General features: G+C 69.0%; 11 protein-coding genes. All 11 read left to right on the forward strand.

The annotated features are described in order from the left end of the window. Positions 1-24: 24 nt before the first annotated feature. On the forward strand, positions 25-1,566 hold the full coding sequence (locus tag ABS88_RS11700; RefSeq protein WP_286749860.1) for an XrtA system polysaccharide chain length determinant: 1,542 nt from the start codon (positions 25-27) through the stop codon (positions 1,564-1,566). A gap of 14 nt (positions 1,567-1,580) precedes the next feature. After that, on the forward strand, positions 1,581-2,609 hold the full coding sequence (locus ABS88_RS11705) for a P-loop NTPase (RefSeq protein WP_076075904.1): 1,029 nt from the start codon (positions 1,581-1,583) through the stop codon (positions 2,607-2,609). Next, positions 2,606-4,300 (forward strand): porin family protein, encoded by a 1,695-nt coding sequence (locus ABS88_RS11710; RefSeq protein WP_104959489.1) that lies wholly within the window; start codon positions 2,606-2,608, stop codon positions 4,298-4,300. Before ABS88_RS11705 ends, ABS88_RS11710 begins: the two co-directional genes overlap by 4 nt. A gap of 22 nt (positions 4,301-4,322) precedes the next feature. Beyond that, a complete protein-coding gene (locus ABS88_RS11715) occupies positions 4,323-5,468 on the forward strand; it encodes an XrtA/PEP-CTERM system-associated ATPase (RefSeq protein ID WP_076075901.1) in 1,146 nt (381 codons plus the stop codon). Between the two features lie 44 nt (positions 5,469-5,512). Beyond that, a complete protein-coding gene (locus ABS88_RS11720; RefSeq protein WP_067111576.1) occupies positions 5,513-6,373 on the forward strand; it encodes an XrtA system polysaccharide deacetylase in 861 nt (286 codons plus the stop codon). Next, positions 6,370-7,440, forward strand: a complete 1,071-nt coding sequence (locus tag ABS88_RS11725; protein WP_076077949.1) for a FemAB family XrtA/PEP-CTERM system-associated protein — start codon at positions 6,370-6,372, stop codon at positions 7,438-7,440. The genes ABS88_RS11720 and ABS88_RS11725 overlap by 4 nt, the downstream gene beginning before the upstream one ends. Before the next feature lie 28 nt (positions 7,441-7,468). Then, positions 7,469-8,677: a TIGR03087 family PEP-CTERM/XrtA system glycosyltransferase gene (locus tag ABS88_RS11730; protein ID WP_076075898.1), complete on the forward strand. Its 1,209-nt coding sequence runs from the start codon at positions 7,469-7,471 to the stop codon at positions 8,675-8,677. Continuing rightward, positions 8,674-10,152, forward strand: a complete 1,479-nt coding sequence (gene xrtA / locus ABS88_RS11735) for an exosortase A (protein WP_286749861.1) — start codon at positions 8,674-8,676, stop codon at positions 10,150-10,152. Before ABS88_RS11730 ends, xrtA begins: the two co-directional genes overlap by 4 nt. An 11-nt stretch (positions 10,153-10,163) precedes the next feature. Next, positions 10,164-12,059, forward strand: coding sequence for an XrtA/PEP-CTERM system amidotransferase (locus ABS88_RS11740; protein ID WP_286749862.1), 1,896 nt, complete (start codon positions 10,164-10,166; stop codon positions 12,057-12,059). Between the two features lie 80 nt (positions 12,060-12,139). Next, the gene (locus ABS88_RS11745) at positions 12,140-13,339 is read left to right on the forward strand and encodes a GNAT family N-acetyltransferase (RefSeq protein ID WP_076075890.1); all 1,200 of its coding nucleotides are present in this window, start codon (positions 12,140-12,142) and stop codon (positions 13,337-13,339) included. Next, on the forward strand, positions 13,336-14,202 hold the full coding sequence (locus ABS88_RS11750; protein WP_076075887.1) for a cupin-like domain-containing protein: 867 nt from the start codon (positions 13,336-13,338) through the stop codon (positions 14,200-14,202). Before ABS88_RS11745 ends, ABS88_RS11750 begins: the two co-directional genes overlap by 4 nt. The last annotated feature ends 70 nt before the right edge of the window (positions 14,203-14,272 follow it).

Genomic DNA, 14,272 nt, shown 5'->3' on the forward strand with positions numbered 1-14,272 from the left:
GATCCGAAGGACTGAACCCCGGCGATGAATGGTCTATATGACGAACTGCGGTTGGCGCTGCACAGCGTCTGGACACGCCGGTGGCTGGTGCTGGGCGTCGCCTGGGGTATCTGCATCCTCGGCTGGCTCGCGATCGCCTCGATCCCGAATCGCTACGATTCGCGGGCGCGCCTGCTCGTCGACATCAACCAGATCCTGCCCGACGATACGACCGCCGGTTTCGGCGGCCGTCAGCGGATCGATCAGATTCGCGAGACGCTGACCAGCGCGCGCAACCTCGAAAAGGTCGCGGTGACGACGGGCTTGCTGCCCGTCGGCGCGGGCGAGCGCGAGCAGGCCGGGGCGGTCGGCATGTTGCAGAAGAGCATCAAGATCGTTCCGCAACAGGATAATATCTTTGAGATCACGTCGAGCGTCGCCGTCGGCAGCCTGTCGGATGCCGACAATGCCAAGCTGGCTTCGGGGGTACTCGACAGCCTGATAACCGTTTTCCGTGACGACCAGTTGCGCGGCGGGCGCATGAACGCGCGCGAGGGGCTGAAATTCCTCGATTCGCAGATCGCCGACCGGGAAAAGGCGCTGCGCGAGGTCGAGGGTCGGCGCGCGGCCTTCGAGGCGCAGAACATCGGGCTGATTCCCGCCGGCGCCGGCTCGCCCGCGCAGCGCGTCGAAGCGGCGCGCGCCGAACTTGGTCAGATCGACACGCAGCTCGTTGCCGCGCAGGCTGCGCTTGCCGCGACCAACGGCCAGCTCGCCTCGACCCCGGCGACGATCAACGTGCCGGGTCTCGGTGCCACCGGCGGCGGCGTCGCGCGCCAGCAGCTGGCGGGCGCGCAGGCCGAACTGTCGGCGATGCGCGCGCGCGGGCTGACCGATGCGCACCCCGACGTCGTCGCGCTCAAGAGCCAGATCGCCTCGCTGAAGGCGCAGGCGGATCGCGAAGGCAGCGGCGGAAGCGCCGGCAACGCGCAGAACCCGGCTTATGGTTCGCTCGCCGCCATGCGTGCCGAGCGGCAGGCCACCGTCAGCGCGCTGAGCGCGCGCAAGGCGCAACTGACCGCCGATATCGCCAGGATCACGTCGCAGCAGATCCAGAATCCCGGCATCGCGGCGGAATATGACCGGATCAACGGCGAGTATACCGCGCTCAAGGCACAATATGACAAGCTGCTCGGGCAGCGCGAGCAGGTGCGCCTCCGCGGCGACGTGCAGACGGAAACCGACGCGATCCGCGTCGAGCTGCTCGATCCGCCGACCAAGCCGACCAGCCCCGCCGCGCCCAATCGCCCGCTGTTCCTGACCGGCGTCCTGCTCGCGGGTCTTGCCGGCGGCATCGGCGTGGCCTTTGGCCTCGCGCAGGTCCGCACCAGCTACGCGACGGCGGGCAAGCTCGAACGCGCAAGCGGACTGCCGGTGATCGGCTCGATCACCGAGGTGGTGACGCCCGAACGGCATGTCGAACGACGCAAGCGATTGATGTGGCTCGCGGGCGGGGCGGGCGCGCTCGTCGGCCTCTACGCCCTGCTGCTCGTCGCCGAGTTCGTCCAGCGCGGCATGGTCGCGTGAGCGGGGAGAAGGACATGAACGACCAACGCCCCGTCAAGCGCCCGCCGTCGCTGCTCGAACGCGCCGCCGACATGTTCGGCCTCGACCCCGCGGCGAACGCGCCGACGATCGACGTATCGAAGCTGCCGCCCGAGCCCGAGAAGAAGAAGGCGAAGGCCCGGCCGGCGCCCGCCGCCGAAACGCCGCAGGCGGAGGCATTGCCTCCCGAAGCCGTGGTCGAGGCCGCCCCCGCGATCGATCCCGCGCCGGCGAAACCTTCGCCGCGCAAGGAGGTCGCCAAGGCCGCGCCCGCGGTCGTGCCGACGCGCCAGGGGACGATCGACCGCGAGCGGCTTGCCGCGCGCGGCATGATCGTGCCCGGCGCGCCCGTCACCGGGATCGCCGAGGAATATCGTATCGTGAAGCGCGAGTTGATCCGCAACTTCGCGGGAACGGCGAACCGCCCGGTCGTGCCGCGCGGCCACCGCGTGCTGATCGCTTCGGCCAATCCGGGCGAGGGCAAGACCTTCTCCGCGGTCAATCTCGCGCTCAGCCTCGCGGTCGAGGCCGATCATGACGTGCTGCTCGTCGATGCCGACATCGCGAAGCCGAGCGTGCTCGAAACGCTGGGGCTGGAGGATGGGCCGGGCCTGATGGACGCGCTCGCCGATCCGCATCTGACGCTCGGCGATTGCCTGATCCAGACCGACATTCCGGGGCTGAAGGTCATGCCTGCCGGAACGCAGCATACGCACGATACCGAACTGCTCGCCTCCGCGCGCACAGAGGCGCTGATCGCCCAGCTCGAAGCGGGTGCGCCGGGGCGCATCATCATCTTCGATTCGCCGCCGGTGCTGGCGGCATCGCCGGCCGCGGTGCTCGCCGGCCATGTGGGGCAGCTCATCATGATCGTGCGCGCCGACGAAACGCTCGAATCGGCACTGCGCGACGCGATCGGACTGATGGGCGCCTGCCCGCACGTTCAGTTGCTGCTCAACGGCGTCAAATATTCACCGGGCGGTCGCCGCTTCGGCACCTATTACGGACAGGGAGGCGCGTCATGATGCGCACAACCAGCTTGCGCCGCGTGGGCGCGATCGCAGCGCTGCTGCTCGCCGGCACCGCGACCGGTGCGCACGCGCAATTTTCGGGCGATGGCGGTCCGGAGGCGGACGAGGCCCCCGCTGCGCCTTCCGCAGCCGGCGCGGGTTCGCGGTCGCGCGGACAGAAGAAGGTCGACGTGTCGCCCTATCTCGAAATCGGGCAGGTGCTGACCGCCGAGCTCAAGGGCGGCGGCGACGTGCTGACCTACACGACCGTTGCGGCCGGGGTCGACGCCGCGATCGTCACCCGCCGCGCCGAGCTGGCGGCAACGCTGCGCTACGAGCATCAGTTCGCCGAATCGCGCGGCTACAGCGATCAGGATATCATCAGCGGTCTGGCGCGCGGGCGGCTCGAACTCGTGCGCGGCCTCAACCTCGAAGGCGGCGCGCTCGCGACGCGAACGCGTGCCGACGGGCAGGGCGCCGACAACGGCATCTTCAACGGCCGCGCCACGAACGTCGCAAACCTCTATTCATTCTACGCCGGCCCGACACTGGTGCAGCGCATTGGCGATCTCGACATCGGGGCCGGCTATCGCTTTGGTTACACCAAAGTAGACGTAGAGGCGCCCGCGCTACTGCCTGGCGGTGCTGCGCGGCAGAATGTCTTCGACAGCTCGACGAACCATGCGGCGTGGGCCAGCATCGGCCAGCGGCCGGGCAATCTGCCCTTCGGCTGGCAGCTTTCGGGCGGCTACGAACGCGAGGATGCAAGCCAACTAGACCAGCGCTTCGAAGGCAAATATGCGCGCGCCGACATCACCGTCCCGATCAGCCCGACCGTCGCATTGCTTGGCGGTGTCGGCTATGAGGACATCGAGATCGGTCAGCGCGACCCTGTGCTCGACACGAACGGCATTCCGGTTCTCGACGCCAATGGCCGCTACGTCACCGACAAATCGAGCCCGCGCCAGCTTTCCTTCGATACCGACGGGCTGATCTGGGACGCAGGCGTCATGTGGCAGCCGAGCCGCCGCACCTCGCTGACCGCGCGCGTCGGCCGCCGTTATGGCGATACCATTTATACCGGCAGCTTCACCTATCGTCCCGATCACGCGACGCTGGTGCAGGTCGGCCTCTATGACGGCCTTTCCAGCTTCGGACGCGGCCTGTCGGGCGGGCTTGCCGCGCTCCCGACCCAGTTCGACCCGTCGCGCAACCCGGTCGGTGGCGACATCAATCCCTGTGTCTTCGGCCAGCAGAGCGCCGGATGCCTCAATCCGCAGCTCGGCAGCGCAACGGCGTTCCAGTTCCGCAGCCGCGGCGTTCAGGCGATGTACTCTTCGCGCTACGGGCGTTGGACCTATGGCGTCGGTGTCGGCTATGACCAGCGACGCTTGCTGGCACCGGCACTGTCGGCGATCGCCGATTTCGACGGTGTGAAGGATGAAAGCTATTATCTCTTCCTGTCGGCGGGCCGCGAACTCGGCGCCGATGCAAGCCTCAGCCTTGCGGGTTACGTCAACTATTTCGACAATGGCGCGCCGGGGGCCGGCGATGTGCGGTCGGGTGGGGTTTCGGCGGCTTATTCGCGTAGATTCTGGCGCGGGTTGACCGGAACCGCGGCGGCGGCGCTGAATGCGTTCGACCAGGACGGCTTCAACAGCCAGCTTATCGGTTCGGCGCTCGTCGGCCTGCGCTATAATTTCTGATCCAGACTCCCGGGGATAGACGATGTACGATCAATTTTACGGCTTCAGCGGGCGTCCGTTCCAGCTTACGCCCGACCCGGCCTTCTATTTCGAGAGCGGCACGCACCGCAAGGCAATGTCGTACCTCGGCTATGGCCTGGCGCAGGGCGAGGGGTTCATCGTCATCACCGGCGACGTCGGCGCGGGCAAGACGACGCTGGTCGGCCACCTGATGAACACGATCGACGCCAACCGGCTGACCGCGGTCAAGCTGGTGTCGACGCAGGTCGAGGGCGACGATCTGCTGCGCCTGGTCGCCGAGCAGTTCGGCCTGGAGTGGGAAGGGCAGAGCAAGGCCGAACTGATCCGCGCGATGGAACAATATCTGCGCGAGCAGGCGCGCGCGGGCCGCCGCACGCTGCTGATCGTCGACGAAGGCCAGAATCTCGCCATCTCCGCGCTCGAAGAACTGCGGATGCTGTCGAACTTCCAGCTTGGCGGGCATTCGCTGCTCCAGATCTTCCTGCTCGGCCAGCCGGAGTTCCGCCAGACCCTGTTCCATTCGCCGACGCTGGAGCAGTTGCGCCAGCGCGTGATCGCGACGCATCACCTCGACCCGATGGAGCCCGAGGAGGTCGAGCCCTATATCCTGCACCGGCTGGGCAAGGTCGGCTGGACGGGCAACCCGAGCTTCAGCCCCGAGGCGTTCGAGCTGATCTTCGATTACAGCGGCGGCGTGCCGCGCAAGCTGAACGTGCTGGTCAGCCGCCTGCTGCTGTTCGGCGCGGTCGAGGAACTGAACCGGATTTCGGGGCATCATGTCCGCAGCGTGATCGCCGAGATCGAGGCCGACCGCGGCATCGACGAAGCGACGCTGGCGCCGGCGCCGGTCGAGGAGGTTGTGGAACTTGCCGCCGCGATGGCGCCCGTCGCCGCGCCCGCGGCGCCGACGGAATGGCCGCCGGCCGCGCCCGACGCGGCGCCCTTTGCCGCACCGGTCGCCGCCGATCCGCCGGCGGTCGATCCCGAGCAGCTTGCCGCCCTGCGCGAACAGATCGCGCAGCTCGAGGCACGCGTCTGCGAACAGGACGACGCGCTGCGCCGGGTGCTTGACCTGCTGATCGAATGGGTCGAGCGCGATCCCGAGAATGCGCCCAATCCGGCGCGGTCGCAGGTATGGGCGGCCTGACGCAGCCACGATTCCCGGCTATGGGTTTCATGAGGTGAAGAACGATGCGGAACGGCCTGTCGGTCGATGTCGAGGACTGGTTCCAGGTCGGCGCCTTTGAGCGCACGATCGACCGCGCCGACTGGCCGACGCTCGAATGCCGGGTCGAGGCGAATTGCGACGCGGTGCTGCAGATGTTCGCCGAAGCCGGCGTCCACGGCACCTTCTTCACGCTGGGCTGGGTCGCCGAGCGCTACCCGGCGCTGATCCGGCGGATCGTCGCGGCGGGACACGAACTGGCGAGCCACGGCTACGACCACAAGCGCGTCTTTCAGATGAGCGCAAACGACTTCGCCGCGGACCTGAAGACAGCGCGCGCGATCCTCGAGGACCTGGGCGGCGTCGCGGTGCGCGGCTATCGCGCGCCGAGCTTTTCGATCGACGCGCGCACGCCGTGGGCTCATCCGATCCTTGCCGAACAGGGCTATGCCTATTCGAGCAGCGTCGCGCCGGTCGTCCACGATCATTATGGCTGGCCGCAAAGTCCGCGCCACGCATGGCGGCCGGTCGCGGACAGCGAGCTTGTCGAATGGCCGGTGACGACGGCGCGCGCCTTTGGCCGCACGCTCGCGGCGGGCGGCGGCGGCTTCATGCGCCTGCTGCCCTATGGCTTCACGCGCTGGGCGATTCGGCGGATGAATGCCGAGGGGCATCCGGCCATCCTGTATTTTCACCCGTGGGAGATCGACCCCGGCCAGCCGCGCGTGACCGACGCGCCGCTGAAATCGAAGATACGACATTACAGCGGCTTGTCGGCCATGGCTGGCAAGCTGAAGCAACTGCTCGCCGATTTCGAATGGACGCGAGCCGATGCGCTGCTTCCCGCGCAGCAGGACCGCGCGCGGCCGTGGCGCGCCGCGGCATGAACGCCCCCACCCATCCAGCCGCAGCGCCGGGCGTTTCGGCCGCGCCGCTCAGCGAAGCGACGGCGTGGGACGCCTATGTCGCGGCGCATCCCGCCGCGACGCCTTTCCACAGCCGCATGTGGTGCGAGGCGGTGACCGCGGCGACGGGACATCGGTGCCACCTGGTCGCGGCGCGCGACGCGACAGGGGCGCTGACCGGCATCCTGCCGCTTCATCATGTCCGATCGGCGCTGTTCGGCCAAGCGCTCGTCGCGACCGGCTTTGCCGTCGATGGCGGGATATTGGCGGACGATGACGCCGTCGCGGCGACGCTGGCAGACGGGGCGGCCGATGTCGCGCGGTCGCTGGGCGTGGCTTCGGTCGAATTGCGCGGCGGCGTGCTGCCCATGGCGGAAGGATGGACGCGCGAGGATGGCGTCTACGCCGGTTTCGCGCGCGATCTGGCGGCCGACGATGCCGCAGAACTGCTCGCCATACCGCGCAAGCAGCGCGCCGAGGTGCGCAAGGCGCTCGAAAGCGGCCTGACCGTGACGACGGGCCGGGACGAAGCCGAACGGCGCGACCATTATCGCGTCTATGCGACGAGCGTGCGCAATCTGGGAACGCCGGTTTTCCCGAAACGGTTGTTCGACGCGGTGCTCGACGCCTTTGGCGACGATGCCGACATATTGACCGTGCGCGAGAATGGCCGCGCGGTGGCGAGCGTACTCAGCCTCTACTGGCGCGGCGCCGTAATGCCCTATTGGGGCGGCGGGCTGGCCGAGGCGCGGGCGCTGCGCGCGAACGAGCTGATGTATTATGCGCTGATGGGGCATGCGCGCGCCAAGGGGTGCACGCGCTTCGATTTCGGCCGCTCGAAAGTCGGCACCGGGCCGTTCGCCTACAAGAAGAACTGGGGGTTCGAGCCGCGACCGCTTGTCTATGCGCGCTGGCTGGCGTCGGGCGAGACGCCGCGCGACACCAATCCCACCAGCGCGAAATACCGATTGCAGGTCGATCTGTGGAAGAAGATGCCCCTGTGGGCCGCCAACCGCATCGGACCGCTGATCGCGCGGGGGTTGGGATAGATGCCTGCCCCTCGACGGCCTTTTCCCGATGGCTGAAATCCTGTTCCTGGTGCATCGCGCGCCGTGGCCGCCCGATCGCGGCGACCGGATCAGAAGCTGGCACATGTTCGAGGCACTGGCGAAATGGGCACCGGTGCATGTTGCCGCGCTCGCCGACGATGTGGCGGATGCAGCGGTGGCGCGTGAGAAAATGACCCCGCTTTGCAAAAGTTTGGCAATCGAGGTTCGCAAGGTGTCGCGACCGGTGGCGCTGGCGCAGGCCGTGCTGCGCGGCGAGCCGGTGTCGAACCGGCTGTTCCGCAGCAGTGCGCTTGCCGCGCATGTGCGCGGGCTTCTGGCGAGCGGCCGGGTCACGCATATCGTCGGCTTTTCGGGCCAGATGGCGCAATATCTGCCGAAGCGGTTCGACGGTCCGGTCATCATGGATTTCGTCGATGTCGATTCGGCCAAATTCGCCACTTACGCACAGCAGGACGCGCGCCAGCCGCTCCACTGGGTTCATGCGCGCGAAGCGCGGGTGCTCGGCGCCTATGAAGCCAAGGTCGCGCGCAGCGCCGATGCCAGTCTGTTCGTCAGCGAGGCGGAGGCGGCGCTGTTCCGCCGGCAAAGCGAGGTCGATGCCGACAAGGTGCACGCGGTCGAGAACGGTATCGACACCGATCGCTTCGACCCCGCGCTGCCGCTGGCCGAAGTCGGGGCGGGCGAGGGGCCGCTTGCCGTGTTCACCGGCCAGATGGATTATCGCCCCAATGTCGATGCGGTAAGCTGGTTCGCGGCCGATATCCTGCCGCTGATCCGACGGCGGCATCCGCAGGCGCGTTTCGCGATCGTCGGCCGGGCGCCGACCGATGCGGTGCGCGCGCTCGAAGGCCAGCCCGGCGTCACCGTCACCGGCGAAGTGCCCGACGTGCGGCCGTGGCTGGCCGCCGCCGACGCCGTCGTCGCGCCGCTGCTGCTGGCGCGCGGGGTGCAGAACAAGCTGCTCGAGGCGATGGCGATGGCGCGGCCCGTCGTCGCCAGCGCCGCCGCCGCGACGGGGATCGACGCGGTCCGCGGCGATCAGTTGCTGGTCGCCGACGATGCGGCGGCGATGGCCGATGCGGTCGTCCGTCTGTTCGACGATCCGCAGGCGGCCGCGGCGATGGGCGCCGCCGCGCGCGCGCGGATGATCGCGCGCTATGGCTGGGACGCGCGGCTGGCCCCGCTCGGCGATCTGCTGGGACTGACGGCGCGATGACGGGGTGGCGGAGACATCTGGCCGCGCTGGCATTACTGGCGGGGGCGATCCTCGCGCTTTTCGCGCGCGACCTGGCCGATCTGGTCGGCATCTGGTGGCATAGTTCCACCTTCACCCATTGCCTGCTGATGGTGCCGATGATCGGCTGGCTGGTGGCGCAGCGTTGGCCGCAACTGAAGACGCTGACGCCGGCCTTCTGGTGGCCGGCGGTCGGCTGGCTCGCGGGTGCGGCATGCGTCTGGCTGGTCGGCGAGGCGGCGGGGGTGGCGCTGCTGCGACAGTTCGGCCTTGTGCTGATGCTGCAGGGAGCGGTCGGCGCGACGCTCGGCGAAAAAGTGGTTCGCGCGCTGCTCTTTCCGCTCGGCTATGCGCTGCTCCTCGTGCCGCTCGGCGAGGAACTGGTGCCGCTGCTCCAGACGCTCACCGCGCATATCAGCGTCGCGCTGCTGCATCTGTCGGGGCTCGAAGCGCATATGGAGGGCGTGTTCATCACGACGCGCGCCGGTTTCTTCGAGGTGGCCGAAGCCTGTTCGGGGGTCAATTTCCTGATCGCGATGCTCGCCTATGCGGTGTTCGCGGCGCATCTTTGCTTCCGAAGCTGGCCGCGGCGCGTCCTGTTCGTCGCTATCGCGCTGGCCGCGACGGTTCTCGCCAACGCGCTGCGCGCCTGGGGCACGATGGTCGCCGCCGAAATCTGGGGAATCGAGCGCGCGGCGGGGATCGACCATATCTTCTATGGCTGGATCTTCTTCGGTCTGGTGATTCTGGCGGTGATGCTGGGCGCGCGCCGCTGGTTCGACCGCCCGGCCGGCGATGCGGCGGTCGACGTCTCGCGGCTCGGCGGGCCTGTGCGCTATCGCGGCGACGGCCGGGCCATCCTGCCGGTCGCGCTGGCGATCCCGTTGCTGTTCATCGGCTGGGCCGCGCTGGTCGGCGGGCGTTCGGCGCCGCTGCCGGCGACGATGCCGGTCGAGACGCCCGCCGGTTGGCATGCGGCGGCGGCGCAGGGCCTGCGCTGGGGGCCGCGTTTCGACGGCGCCGACCAGCGCCTGCTGCGCCATTTCGCCGATGCGAAGGGGCGGCGCGTTGCGGTCGCGATCGGCGGTTACGAGCGGCAGGCCGAGGGGCGCGAGGTCGTCGCTTTCGGACAGGGGGCGGTCGATCCCGCCAGCAAATGGGCGTGGAGCGCGGCGCTTGCCCCGGTGGACGGCGGCCGGACCGAGCGGCTGCTCCACCCCGGCCCGGTGCTTCGCGACGCCGCGACCTGGTATGTCGTCGACGGGCGCGCGACCGGCAGCGCGCGCGCGGCGAAGCTGGCCGGGCTGCGGGCGCGGCTGCTCGGCGGCGACCCGCGCGCGCTGTCGCTGATCGTGTCGAGCGAGGCGGGGCAGGGCGGGCGCGATGCGATCGCCGATTTCCTTTCCGCGTCGGGCGGAGCGCAGGCGATGGCTGACCGCGCTCTCGAAAACCGCTAAGGCCCTGATCCATGTGTGGGATCGCGGGCATCTATCATCTCGAAACGGCGAAGCCCGTCGACCCGGCGCGCGTGCGCGCGATGCTGCACCCGATGGCGCATCGCGGCCCCGACGGATCGGGCGACTGGACCGCGCCGGGGGTCGGGCTCGGCCACCTGCGCCTGTCGATCATCGACATCGTGGGCAGCCCGCAGCCGATGGCGAGCGACGACGAGGCGGTGACGCTGACCTACAACGGCGAAATCTATAATTTCCGCGCGCTGCGCGCCGAGCTGGAGGATCGCGGCCATCGCTTCCGCACCAGCGGCGATACCGAGGTGATCATCGCCGCGTGGCGGCAATGGGGGCCCGATTGCCTGTCGCGACTCAACGGCATGTTCGCCTTTGCGATCCACGACCATGCGCGCGGCTGCCTGTTCCTCGCGCGCGACCGGCTGGGCGTGAAGCCGCTGCATTATGCGCGCCTGTCCGACGGTTCGATCGCCTTTGCGTCCGAGCTCAAGGGGTTGCTCCGCCACCCGCTGCTGCGCTGCGAGGCGAAGCTGACCGCGGTCGAGGATTATCTCGCTCTCGGCTATGTTCCCGACGACAGTTGCATCGTCGCGGGGGTCGAGAAACTGCCCGCCGGCCACTATCTGATGCTCGAACGCGGCAAGGCCGTTCCCGCGCCCTCCTGCTGGTGGTCGCCCGATTTTTCGAACCGCATCCGCGCCAGCGAAGGCGAGGCGGCCGAGCATCTCGTCCACCTGATGCGCGCCGCCGTCACCGACCGGATGGTCGCCGACGTGCCGCTGGGCGCGTTCCTGTCGGGCGGGGTCGACAGCAGCGCGGTCGTCGCGCTGATGGCGGAGGCGAGCGCGCGGGCGGTCAGGACCTGCACCATCGGTTTCGACCAGGCGGCGCTCGACGAGACCGCCTATGCGCAGCAGATCGCCGAGCGGTTCGCCACCGACCATCGCACGCGTACCGTCGCGGCGGCCGATTTCGCGCTGGTCGATCGGATCGCCGACATGTTCGACGAACCCTTCGCCGACGCAAGCGCGCTTCCCACCTACCGCGTGTGCGAACTGGCGCGCGAGGAGGTGACGGTCGCGCTGTCGGGCGACGGCGCGGACGAGGCGTTCGCGGGCTATCGCCGGCTGGTGTTCCAGCATCAGGAGGAACGGCTGCGCGCGATGATCCCGGCGGTGCTGCGGCGCAACCTGCTGGGTCCGCTCGCGCGCGTCTGGCCGCAGATGGACTGGGCGCCGCGCCCGCTGCGTGCCCGCGCGACGCTCGCCGGCCTGTCGAAAGGCGGGGCCGAAGCCTATGCCGAGGCGGTCGGCGTCACCGGTCCCGCCCAGCGCGCGCGGCTGTTCAACGACGCCGCGAAACGGGCGCTCGGCGATCATGTCGCCGAGGCGCGCTATTGGAAGGCGATGGTCGAGGCACCGGCGCGCGAGCGGCTCGACCGCGCGCAATATGCCGATCTGAAGATCTGGCTGCCCGGCGACATCCTGACCAAGACCGACCGGATGAGCATGGCGGTCGGGCTGGAGGCGCGCGAGCCGCTGCTCGACTATCGCCTCGTCGAATTCGCCGCGGCGCTGCCCGCCGCGATGCGCGTCAAGGGCGGAACGGGCAAGGCGATCCTCAAGCAGGCGATGGAGCGCTACCTGCCGCACGACATCCTCTATCGGCCGAAGATGGGGTTCGTGACGCCGGTGTCGCACTGGTTCCGCGGCGCGCTCGCCGATCAGGCGCGCGCGCTCGCGACCTCGTCGACGCTGGCGCGGTCGGGCTGGTTCGACATGGCGGAAATCGAACGCATCGTCGCCGCGCACCAGGCAGGCCGCCGCGATCACGGCCGGCTGATCTGGCAGTTCTTCATGCTCGAAAAGTCGCTGGCGAAGCTGTTCGGATTGTGACGGCTGAAGATCGGCCTACGGAAAATCCGTCGCATGAATCGCCACGTCATCTTAACGACTTGCTGTCAGGCTCGCCGCCGATGACGGTCTATCCCGCCTTTCCGGCCCACGATGTGGCGACGCACGAGGACGCCGCGCCGCTGGCGGTGCGCGTCGTCGATCCGCTGTCGCTGTCGCCCGAACTGGCGGCGTCGTGGGACGCGCTGGCGAACGAGGCGAGCGAACCCAACCCCTTTGCCGAACGCTGGTGCCTGCAGCCCGCGCTCCATCTGCTCGACCCCGAACGGCGGGCGCGGCTGGTGATGGTGCGCGACGGCGACGGCGGGCCGGTGATCGGCGTGATGCCGCTCGCGCCGGCGGACCGGTACGGCCGCCTGCCGCTGCGCCATGCGATCGGCTGGGCGCACCCCAACCATTTCCTGGGCCTGCCGCTGGTCCGCGCGGGGTTCGAGCGGCTGTTCTGGTCGATCCTGCTCGGCTGGTGCGACGCCGCGCCCTGGGCGAGAACGCTGGTCCACCTGCCGCGCCTGACCGAGGACGGGCCGTTGCACCGCGCGCTCGCCGATGTGGCGCAGGGGCGCGGCCGTGCGGTCGAAATCGTCCACCGCGAGGAACGCGCGCTGCTCGACAGCCGCCTGTCGCCCGACGCCTATTGGCAGGCCGCCGTGCGCGCCAAGAAGCGCAAGGAATTGCGCCGGCAGACGAAGCGTCTCGCAGATCAGGGCGAGCTTGCCTTTCGCCGCTGGCGGCCGGACGAGCCGCTCGACCCGTGGATCGACGCCTTCCTCGACCTCGAGATGCGCGGCTGGAAGGGGCGCGCCGGGTCGGCGCTCGCGAGCCATGGCGAGACCGAGGCCTGGTTTCGCGCGACGCTGGCGGGCGCTGTCGCCACCGACCGGCTCGCGATGAGCGCGCTCGATCTCGACGGCCGGCCGCTCGCGATGCTGATCCATTTCCTCTGCCCACCCGGCGGCTTCTCGTTCAAGACGGCGTTCGACGAGGCTTATGCGCGCTTCTCCCCCGGCGTCCTCCTCCAGCGCGAGAATCTCGACCTGCTCGCCGATCCGGCGATCGACTGGGTCGACAGTTGCGCGGTGCCGCATCATCCGATGATCGACAGCATCTGGCGCGAGCGCCGGCGGCTGGTCTGGGTCAATGTGCCGCTGTCCGCCGCGCCCGATCGCTGGCGCTTCGACGCGCTGACCCGGATCGAGGCGATCTGGCGGCGCTGGAAGCGCCCGCATTCCACCCCTTCCGACGCAATACAGGACCCGTCATGACCATGCATCAGGCGATCGCCACTCCGATCTTTCCTGCCGAGACGCTCGACCGCATGGCCGAACTCTATCCCTCGCAGGCCGGATTGCTGCACCATCGGCTCGATGAGCATCCGTTGCTGTCGCTGGGCGCGTTGGCGGCGCTCGGCGAGAGCCTGCCCGCGGGGCATGTCGAATATAATCCCGGCGACCTGCCGGTCGGCATCCGGCCCGAGGACGTCCCGTCGAACGGCCTGTCGATCGGCGAGACGATCCGCACCATCGAGACCAACCGGAGCTGGGCGGTGCTCAAGAATATCGAGACGGAGGCCGGCTATCGCGCGCTGTTGATGGACTTGCTCGGCGAGCTCGAACCGGTCGTCGCACCGCGCACCGGCGCCATGCTGATGCCGCAGGGCTTTCTCTTCATCTCGTCGCCCGGGTCGATCACCCCCTATCATTTCGATCCCGAGCACAACATTCTGCTGCAACTGCGCGGTCGCAAGGTGATGCACGTCTGGCCCGCGGGGGACGAACGCTTCGCCGACCGGCGCGAGCATGAGCGCTATCACACCGGCGGCCATCGCAACCTGCCGTGGCAGGACGCCTTTCGCGGCGGCGAGCAGCAGGTGCCGCTCGGCCCCGGCGACGCGGTGCTGGTGCCGGTGATGGCCCCGCATTTCGTCGCCAACGGCGATGCGCCGTCGATCTCGCTGTCGATCACCTGGCGCAGCGAATGGAGTTATCGCGAGTCCGAGGCGCACGCCGCCAACGCGCTGCTGCGGCGTTTCGGCCTGAACCCCACGATGCCGCCGCGCTGGCCGGACTATGCGCGGGTAAAGACGGTGGGCTGGCGGATCGCCCGGAAACTCAGGCTGGTGTCATGATGATTTGCCTCACGCAAAGGCGTAAATAAAGGCGACTATGTATTTTGCAAACGCGCTGGCGCCGGCCTTC

The organism is Sphingopyxis sp. SCN 67-31, assembly GCF_001725095.1.

Bases quoted from the DNA above. Each gene is read 5' to 3' on its own strand.
- ABS88_RS11730 (WP_076075898.1), top strand. From the start codon at position 7,469: ATGGCTGAAATCCTGTTCCTGGTGCATCGCGCGCCGTGGCCGCCCGAT.
- ABS88_RS11720 (WP_067111576.1), top strand. From the start codon at position 5,513: ATGCGGAACGGCCTGTCGGTCGATGTCGAGGACTGGTTCCAGGTCGGC.
- ABS88_RS11705 (WP_076075904.1), top strand. From the start codon at position 1,581: ATGAACGACCAACGCCCCGTCAAGCGCCCGCCGTCGCTGCTCGAACGC.
- ABS88_RS11700 (WP_286749860.1), top strand. From the start codon at position 25: ATGAATGGTCTATATGACGAACTGCGGTTGGCGCTGCACAGCGTCTGG.
- ABS88_RS11750 (WP_076075887.1), top strand. From the start codon at position 13,336: ATGACCATGCATCAGGCGATCGCCACTCCGATCTTTCCTGCCGAGACG.
- ABS88_RS11710 (WP_104959489.1), top strand. From the start codon at position 2,606: ATGATGCGCACAACCAGCTTGCGCCGCGTGGGCGCGATCGCAGCGCTG.
- ABS88_RS11715 (WP_076075901.1), top strand. From the start codon at position 4,323: ATGTACGATCAATTTTACGGCTTCAGCGGGCGTCCGTTCCAGCTTACG.
- ABS88_RS11740 (WP_286749862.1), top strand. From the start codon at position 10,164: ATGTGTGGGATCGCGGGCATCTATCATCTCGAAACGGCGAAGCCCGTC.
- xrtA (WP_286749861.1), top strand. From the start codon at position 8,674: ATGACGGGGTGGCGGAGACATCTGGCCGCGCTGGCATTACTGGCGGGG.
- ABS88_RS11745 (WP_076075890.1), top strand. From the start codon at position 12,140: ATGACGGTCTATCCCGCCTTTCCGGCCCACGATGTGGCGACGCACGAG.
- ABS88_RS11725 (WP_076077949.1), top strand. From the start codon at position 6,370: ATGAACGCCCCCACCCATCCAGCCGCAGCGCCGGGCGTTTCGGCCGCG.